General features: G+C 66.6%; 17 protein-coding genes. 2 read left to right on the top strand and 15 right to left on the bottom strand.

The features are described from left to right. Positions 1-29: 29 nt before the first annotated feature. The 6 genes from hpaE to ACFQQD_RS05070 all read right to left on the bottom strand — a co-directional run bounded on the left by hpaE (position 30) and on the right by ACFQQD_RS05070 (position 8,197). The gene (hpaE, locus tag ACFQQD_RS05095) at positions 30-1,583 is read right to left on the bottom strand and encodes a 5-carboxymethyl-2-hydroxymuconate semialdehyde dehydrogenase (protein ID WP_378086895.1); all 1,554 of its coding nucleotides are present in this window, start codon (positions 1,581-1,583) and stop codon (positions 30-32) included. Between the two features lie 33 nt (positions 1,584-1,616). Then, positions 1,617-2,279, bottom strand: a complete 663-nt coding sequence (locus tag ACFQQD_RS05090) for a GntR family transcriptional regulator (RefSeq protein WP_378086893.1) — start codon at positions 2,277-2,279, stop codon at positions 1,617-1,619. Then, positions 2,279-3,937, bottom strand: coding sequence for a fumarylacetoacetate hydrolase family protein (locus tag ACFQQD_RS05085; RefSeq protein ID WP_378086891.1), 1,659 nt, complete (start codon positions 3,935-3,937; stop codon positions 2,279-2,281). The genes ACFQQD_RS05090 and ACFQQD_RS05085 overlap by 1 nt, the downstream gene beginning before the upstream one ends. A gap of 167 nt (positions 3,938-4,104) precedes the next feature. Continuing rightward, positions 4,105-5,862, bottom strand: coding sequence for a thiamine pyrophosphate-binding protein (locus tag ACFQQD_RS05080; RefSeq protein ID WP_378086889.1), 1,758 nt, complete (start codon positions 5,860-5,862; stop codon positions 4,105-4,107). A 139-nt stretch (positions 5,863-6,001) separates the two neighbouring features. Then, complete coding sequence (locus ACFQQD_RS05075) at positions 6,002-6,496, bottom strand: Lrp/AsnC family transcriptional regulator (protein WP_378086887.1); 495 nt, start codon at positions 6,494-6,496, stop codon at positions 6,002-6,004. Between the two features lie 57 nt (positions 6,497-6,553). Further along, the gene (locus ACFQQD_RS05070) at positions 6,554-8,197 is read right to left on the bottom strand and encodes a SulP family inorganic anion transporter (protein ID WP_378086885.1); all 1,644 of its coding nucleotides are present in this window, start codon (positions 8,195-8,197) and stop codon (positions 6,554-6,556) included. A gap of 65 nt (positions 8,198-8,262) precedes the next feature. On the opposite strand from ACFQQD_RS05070, the gene ACFQQD_RS05065 reads away from it, so the two are divergent. Next, complete coding sequence (locus ACFQQD_RS05065) at positions 8,263-8,886, top strand: SRPBCC family protein (protein WP_378086883.1); 624 nt, start codon at positions 8,263-8,265, stop codon at positions 8,884-8,886. Between the two features lie 272 nt (positions 8,887-9,158). On the opposite strand, the gene ACFQQD_RS05060 is transcribed toward ACFQQD_RS05065, so the two are convergent. Continuing rightward, on the bottom strand, positions 9,159-10,814 hold the full coding sequence (locus ACFQQD_RS05060) for a thiamine pyrophosphate-dependent enzyme (RefSeq protein WP_378086881.1): 1,656 nt from the start codon (positions 10,812-10,814) through the stop codon (positions 9,159-9,161). Between the two features lie 221 nt (positions 10,815-11,035). On the opposite strand from ACFQQD_RS05060, the gene ACFQQD_RS05055 reads away from it, so the two are divergent. After that, on the top strand, positions 11,036-12,007 hold the full coding sequence (locus ACFQQD_RS05055) for a CGNR zinc finger domain-containing protein (RefSeq protein WP_378086879.1): 972 nt from the start codon (positions 11,036-11,038) through the stop codon (positions 12,005-12,007). Between the two features lie 134 nt (positions 12,008-12,141). Here ACFQQD_RS05055 and ACFQQD_RS05050 read toward each other — a convergent pair whose 3' ends face one another. The 8 genes from ACFQQD_RS05050 to ACFQQD_RS05015 form a co-directional block, all read right to left on the bottom strand. Further along, on the bottom strand, positions 12,142-12,645 hold the full coding sequence (locus ACFQQD_RS05050; protein WP_378086877.1) for a hypothetical protein: 504 nt from the start codon (positions 12,643-12,645) through the stop codon (positions 12,142-12,144). Positions 12,646-12,858: 213 nt separating this feature from the next. Next, on the bottom strand, positions 12,859-13,428 hold the full coding sequence (locus tag ACFQQD_RS05045; RefSeq protein ID WP_378086875.1) for a hypothetical protein: 570 nt from the start codon (positions 13,426-13,428) through the stop codon (positions 12,859-12,861). A gap of 38 nt (positions 13,429-13,466) precedes the next feature. Further along, positions 13,467-14,855: an MATE family efflux transporter gene (locus ACFQQD_RS05040; RefSeq protein ID WP_378086873.1), complete on the bottom strand. Its 1,389-nt coding sequence runs from the start codon at positions 14,853-14,855 to the stop codon at positions 13,467-13,469. Beyond that, the gene (locus tag ACFQQD_RS05035; RefSeq protein ID WP_378086870.1) at positions 14,852-15,673 is read right to left on the bottom strand and encodes a CPBP family intramembrane glutamic endopeptidase; all 822 of its coding nucleotides are present in this window, start codon (positions 15,671-15,673) and stop codon (positions 14,852-14,854) included. Before ACFQQD_RS05035 ends, ACFQQD_RS05040 begins: the two co-directional genes overlap by 4 nt. A gap of 10 nt (positions 15,674-15,683) precedes the next feature. Then, positions 15,684-17,870 carry an ABC transporter ATP-binding protein gene (locus ACFQQD_RS05030; protein WP_378086868.1) on the bottom strand — a complete coding sequence of 729 codons (2,187 nt, stop codon included), beginning with the start codon at positions 17,868-17,870 and terminating at the stop codon, positions 15,684-15,686. Continuing rightward, positions 17,867-19,624 (bottom strand): ABC transporter ATP-binding protein, encoded by a 1,758-nt coding sequence (locus tag ACFQQD_RS05025; protein ID WP_378086866.1) that lies wholly within the window; start codon positions 19,622-19,624, stop codon positions 17,867-17,869. The genes ACFQQD_RS05030 and ACFQQD_RS05025 overlap by 4 nt, the downstream gene beginning before the upstream one ends. 272 nt (positions 19,625-19,896) lie before the next feature. Then, a complete protein-coding gene (locus tag ACFQQD_RS05020; protein WP_378086864.1) occupies positions 19,897-20,733 on the bottom strand; it encodes a MerR family transcriptional regulator in 837 nt (278 codons plus the stop codon). A gap of 141 nt (positions 20,734-20,874) precedes the next feature. After that, entirely contained in the window at positions 20,875-21,825 is a 951-nt protein-coding gene (locus ACFQQD_RS05015; RefSeq protein ID WP_378086862.1) for an acyl-CoA thioesterase, read from the bottom strand. Positions 21,826-21,964: the final 139 nt, after the last annotated feature.

The following is a 21,964-nucleotide window of genomic DNA, read 5'->3' as shown; positions in this document are numbered from 1 at the left end:
AAAGGTCGGGCACTGGCTCAGGCGCTGGTTCAGGCCTGGAGCTTCTCGGCCGCCTGCTCCTGCTTGCCGAACACGGGATTGTGGACCTCACCGAGGTTGATGTGCACGGCCTGCTGGTCGGTGTAGAAGTCGATGGACCGGTAGCCGCCCTCGTGGCCGAGACCGGAGGCCTTCACGCCGCCGAACGGCGTCCGGAGATCACGGACGTTGTTGGAGTTCAGCCAGACCATGCCGGCCTCGACGCTCTGGGCGAAGTTGTGCGAGCGCTTCAGGTCGTTCGTCCAGATGTACGCGGCCAGGCCGTATTTGGTGTTGTTGGCCAGTTCGAGGGCCTCCTCGTCCGTGTCGAACGGGGTGATCGCCACGACGGGTCCGAAGATCTCCTCCTGGAAGATCCGGGCGTCCGGGGCGACGTCGGCGAAGACGGTCGGCTGGATGAAATTGCCCTCCGGGAACTCCTCGGGACGACCGCCCCCGGCGGTCAGCCGGGCCTCTTGCTTGCCCAGCTCCACGTAGGACATGACCTTCTCGAAGTGCTCCGGGTGGACCAGGGCACCGACCTCGGTGTTCTCGTCCTGCGGCAATCCGACCGTGACGCGCTGGGCCTGGGCCGAGTAGCGCTCGACGAACTCGTCGTACACGCTGCGCTGGACGAGGATGCGGGATCCGGCCGTGCAGCGCTCGCCGTTCAGGGAGAAGACACCGAAGATGGTGGCGTCGATGGCGGCATCCAGGTCCGCGTCGTCGAACACCACGGCCGGGGACTTGCCGCCCAACTCCATGGACAGGCCCTTCAGGTGGGGCGCGGCGTTGGCGAAGATGATCTGACCGGTGGTGGATTCCCCGGTGAAGGAGATCAACGGCACGTCCGGGTGCTTGACCAGCGAGTCCCCGGCGAAGCCCTCCTCGCCGTAGCCGTGGACGATGTTGAACACACCGGCCGGCACCCCGGCCTCCTCGAAGATGCCCGGCCACAGGGACGCGGACAGCGGGGTGAACTCGGCCGGCTTCAACACCACGGTGTTGCCGGTGGCCAGGGCGGGACCGAGCTTCCACGACTCGAGCATGAACGGGGTGTTCCACGGCGTGATGAGTCCGGCCACGCCGATCGGCTTGCGGTTGACGTAGTTGGCCTGGCGGCCGGGGACCTTGAAGGCGTCGTCGTGCTGGGCGACGATCAGGTCCGCGAAGAAGCGGAAGTTCTCGGCCGCGCGACGCGCCTGACCCAGGGCCTGCTTGATCGGCAGTCCCGTGTCGTAGCATTCCATCTCGGCCAGGTCCTGACCACGGGTCTCGACGATGTCGGCGACCTGGTGCAAAATGCGGGATCGTTCGCGCGGCAGCATCTGCGGCCAGGGCCCGTTGGTGAAGGCGTCCTGGGCCGCGGCGACGGCGGCATCGATATCCGCCACCTTGCCGGAAGCGGCCTTAATGTAGGGCTGGTTGGTCACCGGGTTCAACACATCGAAGGTGTCACCGTCGATCGAATCGACATGTTCACCATTGATGTAGTGCTGAATGGTCTGCGGCAGGTTGGCCGGAGCCCAGGTGTCGGCGTGCGGGGACGTGGTTTCAGCGCTCACGGGGGAGTCCTCTCGTCAGGGGCGTCATGGTCGTCAGCTGGTTAGGGTCTGCAGATAGGCGTTCAGGGTGTTCATCCGGTGGTCGCGGGCCGCGGCCTCGATCACCGTGAAATCTGCTCCGTCGGCGATCAGCTCCAGGAGCCGATCGTGTTCCTGCACGGATGCGCTGGCGCGTCCGGGAACGTAGGCGAAGGTGGAGGAGCGCAGGGCGGCCAGGCGATTCCAGCCACGGTGCACCAGGTCCAGAATGTGTGGGTTCTGGTGGTGCTCGAACAGAGTCGAGTGGAACTGCTTGTTCAAGCTGGTGAACTCCACCGGGTCGAAGTCCTGCAGCAGCTCGTGCATCCGCCGGTTGATGGCCCGGGCACGGTCCAGTTCGGTGGCCGTCACCAGGGGTGCGCACTGGGCCGTGGAATATCCCTCCACCAGGGCCAGCGTCTCCATCGTGTACTCGTACTCCACCGGATCAATCCCGACGACGGTGGCCCCCACGTTGCGCTCATAGGTCACCAACCCGTCGTGCTGCAGCCGCCGGATGGCCTCCCGGACCGGGACCGTGGACATGTCCAGCTCTGCGGCCAGCTGCGCCAGCACCAGGCGACTTCCCGGCACGAACCGGCCTTGCTGGATTCCCTCGAGCAGGGTCCGATAGGCGACGTCGGCCTTGGAGTACAGACCGTCCTCGACCGTGGTCATCACGCTTGCTCTCCGGCGTGGCCGGGTTCTCCGGTCTGTCCAGCGTCGTCTCGCTGAGCCGACTGAGCAGCCCGGTGTTCGGCGTACTTCTGCTTCCATTCAGCGGCCGGGGGGAACAGCCCATCCACCGGGTGTCCTTCCGCCACTCGGTCGTACACCCAGGCGTCCTGTTGCTCCTGCTCATAGGCGTCCTGGATGACCTCCTCCAGCAGCGGCGGCGGGATGACCACCACACCGTCGTCGTCGCCGACGAGGATGTCTCCGGGCTGGACGGTGGTGCCACCGCAGGCCACGGTGCCGCCCACTTCCCACGGCACGTGACGGCGGCCCAACACCGAGGGGTGTGCGCCGTTGGCGTAGACCGGCAGCCCGACGTCGGCGACGGCCGCGCTGTCCCGCACGCCGCCGTCGGTGATCACGGCATTGGCGCCGCGCACCTTAGCGCGCAGGGCCAGGACATCCCCGAGGGTCCCGGTGCCGGACTCGCCCCGGGCCTCCATCACCACGATGTCGTCCGGCTCGACCGAATCCATGGCCCGCTTCTGAGCGTTGTAGCCGCCGCCGAACTGCTTGAACAGGTCTTCGCGATTGGGCACGTAGCGCAGGGTCTTGGCGTAGCCGAGGATCCGGCTTCCGGGGTGCATGGGGCGCACCCCGTCGATGGTGGCGTTGTTGATGCCGCGCTTGCGGAGTTGGGCGGTGATGGTGGCCACCGCCGTGGCGTTGATCTTCTCGCGCAGCTCGTCCGTCAACAGCGAGCGGTTCGCGGCCGGCGTCGAGGGCACGAAGTGCAATGCTGCGGCAGGGGTTTCGGTGGGAGTCTCGGCGGGGCTGGCGGGAGTCTCGTCCTGCCCCTCGACCGGGGGCAGGCCCGCGGCCTCTCGGGAACCCCACGCCTCTTCGCGCTGGGTGTCATCCACCTTCGGCCCATGCCCGTACGGCGCCATCTCCTGGTCACCGGCCACCACGGAGGTGACCAGGCGGCCCGTACTCGGCGAGCCCGGAGCATGGGGGGCATCAACCTCCACCTCGACGACGTCGCCCGGCTGGGCCACGGAGGAGCCGGCCGGGGTGCCGGTGAGGATGACGTCGCCCTCTTCGAGGGTCATGAGCTGGGACAGGTCCGCCACCAACTGGCCGAACGGGAAGACGAGATCTGTGGTGACGTCGTTCTGCACCAGCTCGCCGTTGACCCAGGTCCGGACCCGGAGCTGCGCCGGATCGATCCCGGCGGCGGGAATGACGTTCGGGCCCAGGGGTGTGTAGCCGTCGCCGGACTTGTTCTTGAGGTTGGAGCCCTTGTCCGCGTGCCGCAGGTCATACAGGCCCCAGTCGTTGGCGGCAGTGACTCCGGCGATCTTCGACCAGCCCTCGTCCGGGCTCACCCGGCGGCAGGTCTGGCCGACGATCAGGGCGATCTCCCCCTCGTAGGCCAACAGCTCGGTGCCCGCGGGGCGTTCGATGGCGTCGCCGGTCTGCGCGATCGACGTCCCGGCCTTGAGGAAGTAGCCGGGGAACTGTGGCGACCGGCCACGCTGGGCGATGCGCGAGGGGTAGTTCAAGTGCAGCGCGATGACCTTCCCCGGCCGGTGATCCCGAGCGGAGAAATCCACCGGTCCGACGGCACGCACGGGTTCTTGGTCCGGTGTCTCAACCACGCTGACCTGCCTCCTGATGTGATGGGCCTCTCATTGCCCTGAATCGTATACGATTCTCAAGCCGAGGGCCACCCCTCACTCACATCTGGAGGTCAAATCCGCACCGTTTTCAGCCCAATTCCCGGGCGTGTTGGGGCACTTTCGACCGCCAAATGCTCAGCGGGGAGTCAGGAGACGGGGAGGGGCCGTGGTGCTGGCTTCGCTCCGGCCATCGAGTCGGCCATGTACTCGGCCACGATCTCCTGAGAGATCGGCAGGTCCAGCACGAAGACGCCCTCCGAGCCGCGCGCCACCCAGTTTCGCAGGGCATCGAGGTCCTGCAGGTCACGCGCCTTGACGCCCTCGGCGCCGAAGGCCCTCCCGACGGCGGCGAAGTCCACCTCATCGATGAGCATCGCCTGGTCGTCCAGCCCGCGAGCGGCATACTGGTGCAGCTCCGCCCCGTAGGCGGCGTCGTTGAAGACCACCACGACGCCGGAGCGCGTCTGCCGAATGAAGCTCTCCAGGTCGGCCAGGGCCATGAGTCCGCCGCCGTCGCCAGTCACCAGCACGGTGGTCCGGTCGGGCTGGGCGGCAGCGGCGCCCACAGCGGACGGAAAGCCGAGGCCGATCGACTGGAAGGCCGTGCCGACGAACAGATGTGACCGCGGGTCCGGCACCGAGCACATCAGCGGGACCCAACCGATGAAATGCCCGCCGTCCTGCACGAACACCCGCTCCGGCGGCAGGATGTTGTCCAGAGCCAGGGCCATCGTGCGCGGATCGAGCCGGCCGTCCGGTGCCAGACCGTTCAGGGCGCTGAGGCCGGTGTGGCCGTCATCTTCAGCGCCCAAACGCGGTGCCGGTGGGATCGGCTGGGTGGCGCGCCAGCCGCCGTCGGGACGGCCGTTCTCTTGTGGAGTGAGCGCGAAGTGACCGGCGAGCGCTCGCAACAGGGTGCCCGTATCCGCCACCACGAAGTGATCGGAACGCTCATGCCGGCGCGCGGGGTCCACGTCCACCTGCATGACCGTGGCGTCGGCGCCGTAGACGGTCCCGTAGCGCATCTGGAACGGGTTCATGCTGGCACCGAGGACCAGGACGACGTCGGCCTGGCGCATGATCTGCACGCGTTCCAGTCGGCCGAAGCCTCCGACGATGCCCAGATCTCCCTCATCACCGACGACCGACCGAGCCATCACCGACGTGCCAACCAGGGCACCCAGCCGGTCGGCCACGTCGCGCAGAGCCTGCGGAGCCCCGGGCGAATCCACCACGCCGCGACCGGCCACGAGCAGGGGCCGCCGGGCACCGCGCAGGGCCGCGACGATCGGGGCGAGCTCGTCGTCGCTCGGAGCCTCCCCGGCCCCTGCGGGCAGCGGCGCGTGCGTGTCCGTCGTCGTACTCTCGACTGGAGCGCCGAATGAGGCCTCGACTGGCGTCTCAACCGGTGTCTCGACGAGGTCGTAGGGAATCGCGACGACGACCGGGCGCCGATCGCGCTCGGCGCGCGTATAGGCCTCCCGAACCTGACCGGACGGGTCGGTGGCGTCCAGTCGCACGGTCTCGACGCCGGCAGCTGCGGCCATGCCGGTCTGGTCGACGTCGAAGAAGCGGGGGCCCGACGACGGAGCGTCACCGACCACCAGAACCAGCGGGATCCGGGCCAGCGCAGCTTCGGCCAGAGCGGTCATCGTGTTGGTGAAGCCGGCGCCGTACGTGACGGTGGCGGTGCCAATACGACCCGAGGCGCGAAAGTAGGCGTCCGCGGCAGCAACGGCCCCGGATTCGTGGCGCACGGTGACGAAGGAGAATCCAGTGCTGGTCAGCTCGCTGATCAGGTGGGCGTTGCCGTTGCCCATCAGTCCGAACAGCACGTCGGCTCTCTCGCGAATGACTCCGGCGACAGCTTGGGGGACGGTGGCCATGAGTGGGACAGCGGCCATGAAGGATCTCCTCGAGTACGGCATCAGGTCGTTACTGAGAAGAATGAGCCTCGCGCCACTGGTGTGCAATCGACCGCCGTTGAGGTGGGCAGACTGTACATTGTGCCTGGACCATCGCCCGATCAACTGCTCACATTGCCTAGTACTGCTGAGGCGGTGCTGCGCCATCGACGACGGCGTGAAGCAAGGGAAGCGTGCGGCTCTGGACGTGGGTGCGCAGGGCCAGGGACGAGGAGGTCCGAGCCACGCCGGGGACATGAGAGATGCGGTCGAGCACGTCCTGGAGGTACGTGCCGTTGCGGGCCACCACCCGCAAGTGCAGGTCGTGGTCACCGGTGACCGTGTACAGGTCGGTGACCTCCGGAATGGCGGCGAGGATCTTTTCCGTCACGGGACCATGCCCCACGTTCTGGACGATGTCCACGAAACAGAAGGCCACCAGGTCGTATCCGAAGCCGGCCGGATCGACCTGAGGGACGATCGCCGAGATGACACCCTTCTCCTGGAGACGGGCGAGCCGGCTGGTCACGGTGCCGCGGGCCACGCCCAGCCGGCGGGCGCATTCCAGGATGGGCAACTGCGGCTCGTCCGTGAGCAGTTGGATCAACCGGGCGTCGAGGTCGTCGGGGCGCATGGCCCCATCATCGCACCGGGTGATGGTGTCTTTTGTGGCTCCGGCGCCATCCCCGTATTACTCCTCCGGGGCGAGCTTTCCGCGTAGTCGCTCGCGCATGGCCTCGCTCGCCGCGTTCAGGCCCACGACGTCGACCGTCTTGCCGTAGCGCTCGTACTTGTCCGTGATCGCGTCCAAGGAGGCGATGGTTGAGGCGTCCCACAGGTGCGATTTCGACATGTCGATGACCACGCGGCGCGGGTCGGCCGCGTACTCGAACTGCGTGTACAGGTCGTTCGAGGAGGCCCAGAAGAGTTCGCCGTCCACGGTGTAGGTGGCCACGGCCTCCTCTTCCGGACGCTCCGTGTTCTTCTCGCCTTCGGCCTCTCGCTCGGTTTCTTCCCCGGAGCGCTGACCCTCCGGAGACCCGGTGCTAACGTGCCGTTCGACGGTCACAAAGTGCGCCACGCGACGAGCGAAAAGCACCATGGCCGTCAGCACACCGAGCCCCACACCGATGGCCAGGTTCTCCGTGGCGACCGTGGCGATCACGGTGACCAGCATGACGGTGGTCTCCGATTTCGGCATGGCCCGCAACGTGGAGGGCCGGATGGAATGCCACTCGAAGGTCGACCAGGACACGAAGATCATCACGGCCACGAGGGCGGCCATGGGCACCATGCCGACGATGTCCCCGAGGAGCACGGAAAGCACCATCAACATCACCCCTGCGGTGAAGGTGGAGATCCGGCTGCGAGCTCCCGAGGCCTTCACGTTGATCATGGTCTGGCCGATCATGGCGCAACCGCCCATGCCGCCGAAGAAGCCGGCCAGGATGTTCGCCCCGCCCTGCCCCATGGCCTCACGGCTCTTGTCCGACCCGGTGTCGGTGATGTCATCCACGAGCTTGGCGGTCATCAAGGACTCCAGAAGCCCGACGGCGGCCATCGCCAGCGCGTAGGGCGCGATGATCTGCAGGGTCTCCAGCGTGAACGGAACCGCGGGCAGCAGGAACACCGGCAGGGCATCGGGGAGTTCGCCCTTGTCCCCCACCGTGGGAACGGACATCTGGATCACGATGGCCAGCAACGTCACCACGATGATCGACACCAATGGAGCCGGCACCGCGGAGGTCAGCCGCGGCACCAGGAAAATGAGGGCAAGTCCGATCGCGACGAGCAGATAGACCGTCCAGGGGACGTCGATCAGGTCTGGCAACTGAGCCAGGAAGATCAGGATGGCCAGGGCATTGACGAAACCCGTCATCACGGAGCGCGGGATGAATCGCATCACCTTGGCCACGCCCAACAGGCCCAGGACGATCTGGAACACCCCGGCCAGAATGACGGTGGCAAAGAGGTACTGCACCCCATGGCTGGCCACCACGGGGGCCACCACCAGCGCGGTGGCCGCCGTCGCAGCGGAGATCATGGCCGGGCGGCCGCCGAGGAACGCGATCGAGATCGCCATCACCGCGGCAGCGTAAAGGCCCACCTTGGGATCGACGCCGGCGATCAGCGAGAAAGCGATGGCCTCCGGAATCAGCGCCAGGGCCACCACCAGGCCCGCCAGCAGCTCGGTCTTCAACCAGCCTGGACGGCGGAAGGTCCGGAGCACCGATTGGCGTTCCTCGGGTGTCACTCCACTCTGACCCAGAGCCAGGTTCTGGGCGACCTCGGGATGGTGCGGCGGGGGTGAAGGCGTCGGGGCAGGGTCAGCCATGGAAAGTACTCCGGGATCTGAGGGACAACATGTCCACAGTAACGGCGGTTCCCTACACTGAGCGCATGAGCCACCAGCCGGAAACCAGCCCGCCTTCCGACAGCCAGCCCTCCGAAACCCCCTCCCCCGAGTCCGCTTCCTCCGAAACCGTTCCCGACGCCCAGCCGGCCCCGCACGCCAGCCCCGCGAATCCGGACACCGGTGTGCCGACGTCGGCCCCTCAGGCCGGCTGGCCCGACCCGGTGGACGCCGGCCCGCGGCAGGTCAGTTACCGGATCCGCGTCAACGCTCCCGCCCCCGAGTTGTGGGAGCTGGTGGCCAATCCACACCGGCACCATGAACTGGATGGCTCACACAGCGTGCAGTACGCGAAGTCCGGCCCGTCGCGACTGTCTGAGGGTGACGAGTTCTCGATTGCTATGCGCAAGTTCGGCATGCCCTACACGATGAACCCCGTAGTGACGGCGGCGGAAGAGGGCACCGTGATGGAGTGGCAGCAGCCCGGCGGGCACCGTTGGCGCTGGGAATTCGAGGCCCAGGGAGACGGCACCACGCTCGTCACCGAAACCTTCGACTACTCCCGGACCACACCCGCCGTCGGCCGCGTCTATGAGCTGCTCCGCCGGCCGCAGGACAATTCCAAGGGCATCCGTGCCTCACTGACGGCCCTAGGGGGCCGCTACCTCTGAGCCACACCCCACAGAAGCCCGACGACGGCCCGGACCACCAGGATTGCCAGCGATTTCCCAGTGCTGGTTGAGTCCTCGAACAGCTCGGATCCCTACAGTGGAACGTGCCTCATCAAGGTACGAGTGATGACAAGCAGAGGCCCCGGGCCCGGCACAGCGTCCCCTCACGCAGCCGGATCACCCGGGGCCTCGTCATGCACGGATTCGTCAGGTCCGGATTCGTCAGGCCCGACTGCTGTTCAGTTCAGCCGGCCGCCTCACGCCAAGCCCGCTCAGTAGGCCCGGACGCGCTGGTCCACGATCAGGTGGATCAGGGCGAAGGTGCCGTTCTCATCGATCGCCGCCAGCGCGGACTCCACGGCCGCCGGGATATCGGCGTCCCGCTCCACACGCACACCGAACCCGCCGAAGGCCTCGGCCATGCCGGCGAACTCGGGGTTCTTCAGCTGAGTGCCGGAGATCCGCTTCGGGTAGTCGCGTTCCTGGTGGGTACGGATGGTGCCGTACTCCTGGTTGTCCATGACGATGACCAACGGGGTGGCACCGTACTGAACGGCGGTGGCCAGCTCTTGGCCATTCATCAGGAACTCGCCGTCGCCCGCGATGGTGACCACGCGGCGTCCGGGGAAGTTCAGGGAGGCGGCCACCGCGGAAGGCACCGAATACCCCATGGACCCGTTGCGGGCCGAGACCATGGCGGCATAGGAGTTCGTGGGGAAGTACCGGTGGGCCCAGTTGGTGTGCTCGCCGGCGCCGAGGGTGATCATGGCGTCCTCCGGCAGTCGCTGCACCAAGTGGGCCATGAGGGTGTTCATGGTGGCGCGGCCTTCACCCGGCTCCGTGGACGGCAGGGCGGAGAACTTCTCCTGCTCGGCGCGCATGCGGCAGGTCCACTCTTTCCAGGACTCCTTGACGGCCAGTTCCATGCGGACCAGGTCGCGCACGAACACGTCCGGCTTGGCCACGATCTGGTGCGACACCGGACCGGAGCGCCCGCGCAGGGACGGATCGATGGTCACTAGAAAGTTCTTCTTGTCCCAGTTCTGGCGAATCTTGAACCCATCGGTCACCACGTCACCCGGAACGGTGCCCACGAAGACGATCAGGTCGGTTTCCTCGAGCAGGTCATAGGTCGGCTTCGGGCGACCGTAGCCGATCGGGCCGACGTAGGACGGCGAGGTGAACGGAACGGTGCCCTCGGTCCGCCACTCCGCCGCGGCCGGCAGGTGATGCTCCTCAAGCCACTTGGTCAGCGCCGCGGCCCCCTCGGTGGTCCAGTCGTTGCCACCGGTGATGAACAGGGGCTTATCCGACCCCTGCAAGGCCTCGTTGAGGGCCTTCCAGTCCTCCACGGTCATGCCGCCGGTGGCCACCGGGATGTTGGGATGCAGCGTCGGATCGATCTGCTCCTTGATGATGTCCTCATGCAGGCCGACGATGACCGGGCCGGGACGGCCGGACGTGGCCGCGAACATGGCCTCCGCCACGATCTCCGAGGCACGGTCGGCGTGGTCCAGGACCATGACCCTCTTCGCGCCGGTGCCGAACCATGCCTCGGGGTCGAACTCCTGGAACGCCTCTTTACCGCGGTGCTCGAACGGGATCAGTCCCACGAACAGGACCATCGCCGTGGAGTCTTGCCACGCGGTGTGCAGGCCGACATGGGCGTTGGCGGCGCCGGGTCCACGGGTGACCATGGCGATCCCGGGCACCGTGTTCATCTTGCCGTCGGCTTCGGCCATGTAGGCCGCTCCGCCCTCGTGCCGGCAGACGACATTCTCGATCGAGGACTCGTGCAATCCGTCCAGCACGTCCAGGTAGCTTTCACCCGGGACGGAGTACAGCCGCTTGACGCCGTGCGCCTCCAACGTGTCCACAATGACGTGGCCGGCCGACTTCGTTGCGGACGTGTGGTGTTCAGTGCTCATCAAGGCTCCTCAAACTATGTGCGGTCTCGCCACGGCCAAACCGCGACCCGGGAGGGTCCTCGGGCGGCGCTGGGTAAACGTTCTACAAAATACCCCAGGACATCGGACCGACCGCGTGCTGTGGCCGGATGTGTCGTTAACCGGGCAAAGAGCAGTACAGTGCTGTGACCGTGCCAGCTTTCCTCTCCCCCACCGGTCAGCAGCAAAGGATGTGACACACCATGTTCTCCGTCACCACCAGCAGGCGCCTGGCCCACGCGGCAACGCTCGTCAACACTGCCCCCGGTCCCCATGGAGGCCACGAGGTCTCCGAACGGCTCACCGACGCCGCCGCCCTGAAGACCACTCTTCCCGGCTGGGGCTTCAAGGACTCGACCCCCACCTCCACGCTCCGTTCCGTCCGCAAGCTCCGTTCCGCCGTCGCGGACGTGTGGGAACACGCCGCCGAGCGTGACCTGGAGGCGGCACTGGAGGGGATCAATCAGCTCATGTCCGGCGCCGGCCCCCTGCACGTCACCTTTCCGGAGGATCCCGACGGCGGCCACGAAGCGACCACGAGCGGCTCGGGGCGGCGCGGCGCAGCGGCGTCGAAAGCATCCGGCTCATCGGGGACGTCCACAGCGTCGGGACCGTCCGAGCGCACCCCTGCCGTCCTGACCGCCGCACGCGAGGCCGACGCTCCGGAGAAGGTCCTGTCGAGCTCGATCGCGCTGGCCCTGACCGACGTCGCGCTGGCCGGGGAGCTCACCCGACTCCGGACCTGCTCCGGAGAGGACTGCACCAATGTGTTCGTGGACCTGACCCGTAACCGTTCCAAGCAATTCTGCGACGAGGCGAACTGCGCCAATCGGGCGCACGTCAAGGCCTACCGCTCCCGCCGTGCCGGCAGCAGCGCCCCGGAACCTGCACGGGCCCCACAGTCGGTCGATGCAGAAGCCGCCGAGAAGCCCGCGAAAGCCGAGAAACCTGGTCAGTCCGCCCAGCCTGCCAAGAGCAAGAAGACCGCCAAGGCGGACGCACCCGATCAGGCCGGCAAGCCGGACAAGTCAGACAAACCGGACAAGTCGGACGGGAAAGAGAAGGCGAAGGACAAGGACAAAGACAGAGCCAAAGACAACAAGGACAACAAGGGGAGCAAGGACAAGAAGGACAAGTCCGGGAAGAAGAAGTCCAAGAAGAATAAGAAGAAGTAGGCCCGGGGAGTTCCCGGCCGACCCCTTCCTCATGACACCCAGTCGTTCGGACCTGACCCGGTGATAGAGCACCGGGTCAGGTCCGTTTGACTGGGTCGTCCCCCACGACACCCCCGATGAGGAATGCAGTACGCCTACTTCGTGGAGTCGGTGTCCTCGCCAGTAGCTTCGCCTGTGTTCCCGTCCGTGGCCTCACTGCTCGCCTCGGCAGTCGCACTCTTCTCGCTTTTCTCGCTCTTCTGACCGGTTCCCTCGGCCTCACGGGCCTTCTGGGCCTCGGCCCGGCGCTGAGCAACGGCCTGACGGTGGCGCTCCTCGGAGGAGCGGTGCACCCCGGAGCCGCGCGAGAGGTGCTCAGGGTTGTCCTTGGCCGCCAGTTGGAGCATAGCTACGACCACCAGAGATGCGATGAAGAAGACACCGAAGGCGATCAGGCCGATGTCGACCCGCAAGGGGTTGTCCGTACCGCCGGAGGCCGTGAACATGGCCACGATGCCGCCGACCAGCCCGAGGATCACGGAGAACCACAGTGGCCCCTTGATGGACTGCAGGAATCCAGCCTTGCCCGGGTCGCCGTCCTTCGAGGCCTCACCGGGACGGGGTGTCTCAGGCTGCGGACCGGCGGTGGGCGTGCTCACGAGCGGATCTCCTGTACTGCGGTCTGGGCCGGAGTGGAACGTCGTCCGGCGGTGACCTGCTGAATGCGTGCGGCGCGTCGGCCGGCGGGCCAAGACGCCCCTCCATTCTACGGGCTGTAGAGAACGGTGTGGTGTGGCCGGTGAACCGGCTGGTTGGTGGCCTGGCGAGCTGGCCCGTCAACCAGCCCGTCAGGTGGTCGGTTCGGCAGCCCGTCAGGTGGTCGGTTCGGCAGCCCGGCCGGCGTCGTGACGGAACCCGAAGCCGGAGATGGCCAGCAGCACCGCGATGATGATCGCGCCACCACCGACGATTCCCAGCATTCCGTGCGCATCCAAGTGCAGGAATAGCAACAGACCGACGCCGGAGAGGATCCCCACTGCTCCGGTGTACAGCTGGTCGCGCGCCGGCACGAACTGTGTCCGGTGTTGTGCCCAGGCCACGAGTTCAGCGATGCCGACGCCGATCAGCGCGATGCCAGCGATGAGTCCGGCGATGAACTCGGTCCCCGCGAAGAGCAGCGCCACCGCGGACAGCATGAACAGCGCCGCGGCAATGGACAGCGGCCCGCGCATCTTTTCCGGCACCGGATCTCGCCGGAGATACTCCCACGTCCCCGATCCGGAGAAGACGAAGTAGGCGGCCAGTCCGTACTTGAGCATGGGCAGGCCCGGCTCTTGCAGGAACACGGTGGCGAGGCCGAAGATCGCAGCGATGAGCGCACGGATCAGAATGGGCTTCCACATGATCTCGGCGGTTTCGGCGGGGGCTTTTGCGGCAGGCACCCCGCCATTCTAGGCCGCGCGGACGGAGGCTCTCGCCGTCAGTACTGGCCGGTGCGCATCCACGCTTCCGATCGGGCCCGCCATCCCAGCGTCAACGCGCGGGCGCCCATGAAGACCCCCGCGAAACCGGACCACAACAGCGCCAGTTGCACGCCGGCGTCGGGAATTCCCGCACCACCGGCCACCCAGGACAGCACCAGTAGCGCGGGCAGATAGATGACCAGATTCACGACGCCGGCCAGCGCGAGGTAGCGCGCGTCGCCCGCCCCGATCAGGACCCCATCCAGAACGAAGACGTAGCCGCTGAGCGGCTGAGAGGCCGCCAGAACCAGCAGCCCGGCGGTGGCGGCAGCTTGGACGGCCGGTTCCGGAGTGAACAGGGGCGGGAGCACCCAGGCCAACACGGCCAGCAGCGCCCCGGTCAGGAGGCCGAACCACAGGGACCACCGGACCATCGTGCCGGTCAGCGCCCGTGCCGCCTCGGTCCGCCCCGCACCGAGTTCTCGGCCGATGAGAGCCTGAGCGGCGATCGCAAGCGCGTCCAGCGCGAAGGCCAGCGTGGAGAAGACCGTGAACACCAGTTGGTGCGCGGCCAGGGTGGTCACGCCCAAACCGGTGGCGGCCACCACGGTGATGAGGATTGCCGCGCGCAGGCTGACGGTGCGCAGCAACAGCCAGGAGCCGACCTGAGCGGTGGCGCGCATGCCGACGGGCGAGGGCGCCAAGCGGGTGCCTGCGGTGCGAAATCGCGGGAACAGCACCACGAGATACACGCCGAACATACCCCACTGCACGATCGAGGTGCCGATGGCCGAACCGGCCACACCGAGGCCCAGCCCATAGACGAGCGCGAAGTTCAGCGCGATGTTGAGACCGAAACCGACGCCGGCCACGATCAGCGGCGTCCGGGTGTCCAGCAGTCCCCTCAGCACGCCCGTGGCGGCGAGGACGCCGAGCATCGCCGGAATGCCCGGCATCGACCACCGCAGATAGGCCACCGCGTGCGCGTGGACGGCGCCGTCGGCTCCGATCAGTTGCGCCAGCCCCGGGGCGGCGAACCAGCCGGCCAGCGCCAGAACCAGGCCCAACAGCAGAGCCAGCCACACGCCGTCGCGCCCGCGGTCCATGGCCGCACCCAGGTTGCCCGCCCCCAGGAACCGGGACACGGCCGGCGTCGTGGAATAGGCCAGGAACACCATCAGGCCGGTGGCGGTATGCAGAATCGTGGTGCCGATCCCGACGCCGGCCAGTTCGGCCACTCCGAGATGGCCGATGATCGCCGTGTCCGCCAACAGGAACAACGGCTCGGCCAGTAGCGCGCCGAAGGCCGGGACGGCCAGCGAGAGGATCTGCCGAGACAGCGGGCGTTGATCGGTGGACTGCTGGCCGAGCTGGTCGCTGGGCTGTTTGCTGGGCTGGTCGTTCACGCTGCGTCGGGCATCAGGGGCAGGATCGTGTAGGCCACCACGATGGAGACGAGGTTGTTGAACACGTGCAGGATCGTCGAGTAGGCGAGCGACTTGCCGCTGACCACATAGGCCACGGTGATGGCGGCCGCGAGCGTCAGGTAGGGCACGACCTGAACCGGATCGAAGTTGAAGCCGGTGCTGATGAAGTGGATCAGGGCGAACAGCACCATGGAGATGCCCACACAGATCCAGACATTCACCCAGCGCGAGAGCTTGCCGATGAGCAGGTGGCGGAAGATGTACTCCTCCACGAACGGCGCCATGAACACCGTCACCAGGACCATCGGGATGAAGTCGACCTGGGTGGTCATCTCTTCGATCGCGATCTGGTTGGCGCTCTTGATGTCCCCGCCAACGGACATCACCAGCAGGGCGTTGACCATGATGCAGGCGAACCAGATCGCCGGGACGAGCCCGATCTTGAGCAACCCGTGCTGCCGGAAGGTCCGGAACGAGGCCACGAAGGGGCGCCAGCACGCGATTAGGGCCAGCACGGTGAGGATCGAGTAGGAGATCAGGTTGACGGCGAAGGTGAACGACCCCTGGTTGAGGGTGCCGTCAGCGCCGGTGAACTGCTCGCGGAAACCGGGGATCAGCATGACCAGGACGGCTCCACCCAGCACGAAGATGCCGATGTAGGCCACCACGGTGACGACATCCATCCAGGTGGGCTTGCCCGGATCGAGCACCACTCTCTCTTGCGGCCGGCGGCCAGGCCACCCCGGTGGAATGCCCGAAGGGCCGAGCTGGACTGCCTGCCGCGGATCGTCGGTCATGCCGGACATGCTAGTCACGCCGCCCGGTCGGACCCGCATCGGTGGCCCGACCGTCGTCAGCAGCCGGGGCCGCCTCCTCTGACGATTCCACGGTGGGAACGGCCCCGGTCACCACGGGCAATGCCCCCGTGATGGTCGGATCCGCCCCGGCCAACGTGGATTCTGTCCCGACCAACGGAATCGCTCCGGTGTTGGCCGAGACCGCCGCCTCCTCGGCGTCCAGGTCCACGCCCTGGGTGAACTGGGACATGTACAGCCGGTAGTACGCCCCTTCCGCCGCGAGCAGTTCATCATGAGAGCCCTGCTCGACGATGTCTCCGTGCTCCATCACGAGGATCACGTTGGCGTCGCGAATGGTGGACAGTCGGTGCGCGATGACGAACGAGGTCCGGTCGGAACGCAGCGCAGCCATCGCCTCCTGGACCAGCACCTCGGTGCGGGTGTCCACGGAGGAGGTGGCCTCATCCAGGATCAGCAGCGCCGGGTCCGCCAAGAACGCGCGGGCGATCGTGATGAGCTGGCGCTCACCGGCCGAGATATTGGCACCCTCGTCCTCGATCTCCGTGTCATACCCCTCGGGCAGGGTGTGCACGAAGCGGTCCACGAATGTCGCCTTGGCGGCGGCCACCACTTCGTCATCGGTGGCATCGAGCCGTCCATAGCGGATGTTCTCGCGGATGGTGCCGCCGAACAGCACCGCGTCCTGCAGCACCATGCCGATCTGGCCGCGCAGCACTCCGCGGTCCAGCGTGGCGATGTCCACGCCGTCGAGCCGGATCTGGCCGCCGTCGATCTCGTAGAACCGCATGATGAGGTTCACCAGCGTGGTCTTGCCGGCCCCCGTGGGACCCACGATCGCGACCGTCTCGCCCGGCGCCGCGTCCAGAGACAGGTCCGAGATGAGGGGCTTCTCGGGGGTGTAAGAGAACCGCACGTGGTCGAACTCCACCCGGCCCTGCACCGGTTGGCGCAGCTGACCCGGCTGCTTGTCGTCCGGGTCCAGGCTCCCGCGTTCTTCCTTCTCGGTGAGGTCGGGGTCCTCCTCGTCAGCGTCCAGCAGCTCGAAGATGCGCTCCGCAGAGGCGACACCGGAGATGAGCATGTTGGCCATGCCGGCCATCTCGCCCAGCGGCGCGTTGAACTCGCGCGAGTACTGAATGAAGGCGGTGACCTGCCCCAGAGACATCTGGCCGGTGGCCACCCGCAGACCCCCGACGACGGCAATGCCCACATAGCCGAGGTACGTCACCCACTGCATGATCGGCATGATCATCCCGGAGTAGAACTGAGCCCGGAAGGAGGCCTCGTAGAGATCCTCGTTCCGCTCGTCGAACCGCTCGCGCATGGCGTGCTGACGGCCGAAGACGGTCACCAGCTCGTGGCCCGTGAAGGACTCCTCGATGTGACCGTTGAGCCGGCCGGTGTTCTTCCACTGCGAAGTGAACAGCTTCTGGGACTTCGAGCCGATCAGACCGACCACAACCCCGGCGATCGGCAGCGCCAACAGGGCGATCAGGGCCAGTTGCCAGGACAGCACGAACATCATGATGGTGATCCCCACAATGGTCATGACCGCATAGAACAGCGAGGCGAAGGCCTGCTGCATCGCGGTCTGCACGTTGTCCACGTCATTGGTGGTGCGAGACAACAGGTCACCGCGCTGGCGGGTGTCGAAGTAGCTCAGCGGCAGACGATTGACCTTGGCCTCGATTTGCTGGCGGATCCGGTAGACCACCCGCATGACGATCTCGTTCAGGACGAAGCCCTGGAGCCAGTCGAACAGGGAGGCCACCACATACATGCTCAGCACGATGGCCAGCATCCTGGAGAGCGTGGTGAAGTCGATCGACCCTTCCCTCCAGCCGTCGAAGATCACGTCCATGGCCTGACCGAGGATGGCCGGCGCCCACACCGTGAGAATCGTGGAGATGGCTCCGAAGACGAACACCATCACCACGCCGAACTTGTGCTGGCGCAGGGTGCCGAAGAGTCGCCCGAGGGAGGGCCAGAAGGCCTTGGCCTTGCGCGGAGCGTTGCTGTTGCCCCACTCGTCCGTGCCGACGCTCTCTTGATGTTCCGCGATCTCCTGATCGGACAAGTCGACGTCGGGCTGGTTCTTCCGGTCCCACTGCTGAGACCGGTACGCGGGGCGCTGAACCTTCGGGAAGAGGTCTTCTACTCGCTCGCTCCGGCTCATGCCACTTCCTCCGCGCTGATCTGGGAGTCAACGATCTCCCGGTACGTCTCTGAGCTCTCGAGCAGTTCGTGGTGTGTTCCGCGGCCGACGATCCGGCCCTCCTCGAGCACAATGATCTGGTCGGCTTCGGTGATGGTGGAGACGCGCTGGGCGACCATGATCGTGGTGGCTCCCTCGGTGAAGTCGGCCAGTGCTGCACGCACCCGGGCGTCGGTGGTGACGTCCAAGGCGGAGAAGGAGTCATCGAACAGGTACACCCGGGGTTTGGCCACGAGGGCTCGTGCGATGCACAGTCGCTGCCGCTGCCCACCCGAGACGTTGGTACCGCCCTGAGAGATGGCCGAGTCCAGGCCGGTGGCCAGGGTCTCGCCCTCGCCGGTGGTCCGGTCCTTCACGAACTCGGTGGCCTGAGCCGTATCCAGAGCGGCCCACAGTTCCTCCTCCGTGGCGTCCGGCTTGCCGAACCGGAGGTTCTCCGCCACGGTGCCGGAGAACAGGAACGGCTTCTGGGGAACCAGGCCGACCGCCTCGGTCAGGGACTCGCGGGACATCTCGGTGGCCGGGACGCCGTCGATCATCACTGCGCCTTCGGTGGCGTCGTAAAGCCGGGGAATGAGATTGACCAACGTGGTCTTGCCGGAACCGGTGGAGCCGATGATGGCCGTGCTTTTGCCCGCTTCCGCGGTGAAAGAGACCCGGTCCAGAATGGCGGCTTCGGCCCCTGGATAGGCGAAAGACACCGTGCGGAACTCGATGGAGCCGTCCTTGCGCTCCGGCACCACCGGGTGTTCCGGCTCCTGCACGGACCCGGTGGTGGTCAACACCTCACCGATGCGCCGGGCCGTGATGACGGCACGGGGGAACATCATGAACATGAAGGTGCCCATCATGACGGCCATCAGAATCTGCAGCAGGTACTGCATGAAGGCGGTCAGAGAGCCGACCTCCACCTGTCCCGCGTCCACCCGCAGACCACCGAACCAGAGCACGGCGGCCGTGGCCAGGTGCAGGGTCATGGTGATGACCGGTCCCATGAGGACGAACAGGCGGCCGATGTTCACCGAGGTCTTCGTCAGCACCTCGTTGGCGTGGTTGAACCGCTCCGTCTCATGCCGTTCGCGCACGAAGGCCCGCACCACGCGGATGCCCATGATCTGCTCGCGCATCACGCCGTTGACGTCGTCGATGTTCTCCTGCATCCGCTCGAACAACGGCATCAAGCGCGTGACCAGAACGCCCACGATGACCAGCAGGATGGGCACGGCGACCCACACCAGCCACGACAGGCCAGGATCCTCCTGGATGGCCATGACGATCCCGCCGATGGACATGATCGGAACCATCACCATGAAGTTCAGGGCCATCAGCACGACCATCTGCACCTGTTGCACATCGTTCGTGCCACGCGTGATCAGCGTCGGAGCACCGAAGCGTCCCATCTCCTCGGCGGAGAAGTGATCAACTCTCGTGTACACCGCCTGACGAATGTCCCGGCCGATGGACATGGACATCCGCGCGCCGAACCAGACGGCGGCAATGGCGGTGAACACTTGGAACAGGGCCACCCCGAGCATGAGGGCGCCGACGCGCCAGATGTACCCGGTGTCGCCCGTGGCGATGCCGTTGTCGATGATGTCGGCGTTGAGACTGGGCAGGTACAACGTGGCCAGAGTGGCGGCCAACTGGAGCACCAGGACGGCAATGACATGGCCCCAGTAGGGCTTGCCATAGTGCCGGACGAGTTTCCACAGCATGAGTTTGGCTTCCGGGTCGTGCGCGGCCTTCCGACGAACGGGTCAGAAGGAATTCAGGTGAGGCGTCGGGCGCCGTTCGGGCACGTCACGACCCGACGAGGCGTTCTGGATCAGAGCCCGAAAATGGTCCATCTCCATCATGCCTCACACCGCGGACATCGCGAGCTCCGATCCCAGGATGATGAAGCCCCCACCCCCTTCAACTGGTGGTCAAAAGTGCCCCAACACGCCCGGGAATCGGGCCGAAATTGGGGCACTTTTGACCGCTCGTTTCAGGGGAGGTGCCGATCCGCGTTGGCGTGGATCGCGTCGCGGAGGTACTGCGCCAGACCGGGCCGGAGCTCTTCGTAGGTGGCGGCGAAGCGCGGATCCTGGACGTACATGTCTCCCAAACACCGGTGGAACTCACCGTCGAGGGGGTAGAACCAGCGATCGATGTGAGCGCGAGCCGCCTCAGCGGCGGCCATGGCCTGTTTAGAATCCGCGGCCGCACCGGCGTCGAGGGCGTCGACGATCAACTGGTTGTTCTCCTCGGACTGCGCCTTGATCTGTTCCCAGTCGGCCTTGGTGTATTGCGACGTGCGACGCCGGGACTCCGCCCACGCCTCGGTGTCGCCCCAGCGGTCCTGGGCCTCGGCGGCGTAGTCATCGTTGAAGCCCTCCCCGAAGAGCTCGCGCTTCTCATCCTCGGTCAGTCGAATGGCGTCCATGTCCTTCTCCAATGCGGTGTCCAACGCGGACAGGAGCCGCGTCAGTTCAGTGATCTTCTCCTCGACGAGTTCACGCTGGCGCTCCAGGACCCGACGCCGGCCGGGGCCTTCGGCACCCGCTGGCGCCTCGCCGTCGTCGTTCTCCACCAACCCCGCGATCTGCTCGAGGCCCAGCCCCAGACGCCGGTAGGCGACCACCTGCTGAAGACGGTCGACGTCGGCCGAGGAATACAAGCGATAGCCCGAGGCCGAACGGGCGGCCGGGCAAACCAGGCCGATCTGGTCGTAGTGGTGCAAGGTGCGCACGGTGACCCCCGTCGCTGAGGCAGTCTCCCCGACGGTCATCAGCGAAAGTTCCGGATGGGTTTGCGTCCGGGTCCGGTCGGTCTCGTTCGTCATGGCACCCATTCCACTGCCTCACGTCGCGTCAGGGTCAACCCCCTCACATCTGGGGGTCAAAAGTGCCCCAACACGCCCGGGAGTCGGGCCGAAATTGGGGCACTTTTGACCGCCAGATGCGGAAAGGCGAGAGTGGTAGGGTCAGCCGCCGGCCCACTCATGGGCCGCCTTGTTGCGTAGACCCACCAGCTCCAGCGCACGTCGCTCCAGCGCCTGGTCCTGTTCCGTCTCGGCGCTCCACTGCCTCACCGGCATGGCCCGGCCGTCCGCTCCGGTGGAGACCATCACCGTCAGACCGTGCGCGATCAGGCTGAGCTCACGGTCACGGCGGTCTCCGGCCCGGGCTCGGACGGAGACGTGCATGGACCGCGGGCTGGTGTGCACGAGTCGCGCCTCGAGCTCGACCAGATCACCGACGCGGACGGGCTGATAGAACCGGACTCCCCCGGCAAACACCGCCACCACGTTCAGCCCGGACCATCGTGAGGCACAGACGTTGGCGGCCTCGTCGATCCACCGCATCACCGTGCCGCCCTGGACCTTCTCACCCGGGTAGACCTCCCGGGTGGCGGCGACGAAGCGCAAGAACACCGACTCACTGGTGAGCTCGTCCACCGGCGGCGGTGCGGCGATCATGGCCTCTTCGACCTCGCGGCGAATGTTTCCGCGCAGCTCGGCCAGTCGCGCCCGTTCGATCTCTTCCGGGGTCTCAGGCTCCCACGGGCGGACCGGAATGGAATTGCCGTCAGCGTCCACGGCAACGTAGATCATGACGCACTCGGTGGAGACCGTGGACTTGCCGTTCTCGTCCTTCACCTCGGGCAGCACCACACGGGTCTGCACGTGCACGGAGGTCCGCCCGGTCAGCACCACTCGCGATTGGACGATCACCCGGGTCTCCACGGGAACCGGATGAGCGAAGTGCATGTTGCCGACGTAGGAGGAGACCACGTTCGTCCCGGACCACGAGGCGGCGGATGCATAGGCGGTCTTATCGATCCAGGTCATCACCGTGCCGGCGTCCACTGATCCGTCCGGGTGGTCATAGGCCTCAGCCCGGAACTGCAGGGCGATAGAACTGTGGGTCGGCATATGGCGAAACTAGCACCGGTGACTGATCTCACGGTTACCGGATTCTCACCCTGCGGAAACTCGGAGCGACTGCCGAGCAGTACTCCAGCGAACGTTCAGGATGCACGCCGCCCGCGTGCCGCCGCCCCCGGGCCGCCGT

The organism is Citricoccus sp. GCM10030269 (assembly GCF_042665635.1).
Taxonomy (GTDB): Bacteria; Actinomycetota; Actinomycetes; order Actinomycetales; family Micrococcaceae; genus Citricoccus.
The sequence above is the reverse complement of the archived record's forward strand: the minus strand, read 5'-3'. Positions and strand labels throughout refer to the sequence as shown.

Excerpts from the sequence above, each read along its gene's own strand:
- ACFQQD_RS05090 (WP_378086893.1), bottom strand. The coding sequence starts at position 2,279 with ATGACCACGGTCGAGGACGGTCTGTACTCCAAGGCCGACGTCGCCTAT.
- ACFQQD_RS05080 (WP_378086889.1), bottom strand. The coding sequence starts at position 5,862 with ATGGCCGCTGTCCCACTCATGGCCACCGTCCCCCAAGCTGTCGCCGGA.
- ACFQQD_RS05075 (WP_378086887.1), bottom strand. The coding sequence starts at position 6,496 with ATGCGCCCCGACGACCTCGACGCCCGGTTGATCCAACTGCTCACGGAC.
- ACFQQD_RS05070 (WP_378086885.1), bottom strand. The coding sequence starts at position 8,197 with ATGGCTGACCCTGCCCCGACGCCTTCACCCCCGCCGCACCATCCCGAG.
- ACFQQD_RS05065 (WP_378086883.1), top strand. The coding sequence starts at position 8,263 with ATGAGCCACCAGCCGGAAACCAGCCCGCCTTCCGACAGCCAGCCCTCC.
- ACFQQD_RS05060 (WP_378086881.1), bottom strand. The coding sequence starts at position 10,814 with ATGAGCACTGAACACCACACGTCCGCAACGAAGTCGGCCGGCCACGTC.
- ACFQQD_RS05055 (WP_378086879.1), top strand. The coding sequence starts at position 11,036 with ATGTTCTCCGTCACCACCAGCAGGCGCCTGGCCCACGCGGCAACGCTC.
- ACFQQD_RS05035 (WP_378086870.1), bottom strand. The coding sequence starts at position 15,673 with ATGACCGACGATCCGCGGCAGGCAGTCCAGCTCGGCCCTTCGGGCATT.
- ACFQQD_RS05030 (WP_378086868.1), bottom strand. The coding sequence starts at position 17,870 with ATGAGCCGGAGCGAGCGAGTAGAAGACCTCTTCCCGAAGGTTCAGCGC.
- ACFQQD_RS05025 (WP_378086866.1), bottom strand. The coding sequence starts at position 19,624 with ATGCTGTGGAAACTCGTCCGGCACTATGGCAAGCCCTACTGGGGCCAT.
- ACFQQD_RS05020 (WP_378086864.1), bottom strand. The coding sequence starts at position 20,733 with ATGACGAACGAGACCGACCGGACCCGGACGCAAACCCATCCGGAACTT.
- ACFQQD_RS05015 (WP_378086862.1), bottom strand. The coding sequence starts at position 21,825 with ATGCCGACCCACAGTTCTATCGCCCTGCAGTTCCGGGCTGAGGCCTAT.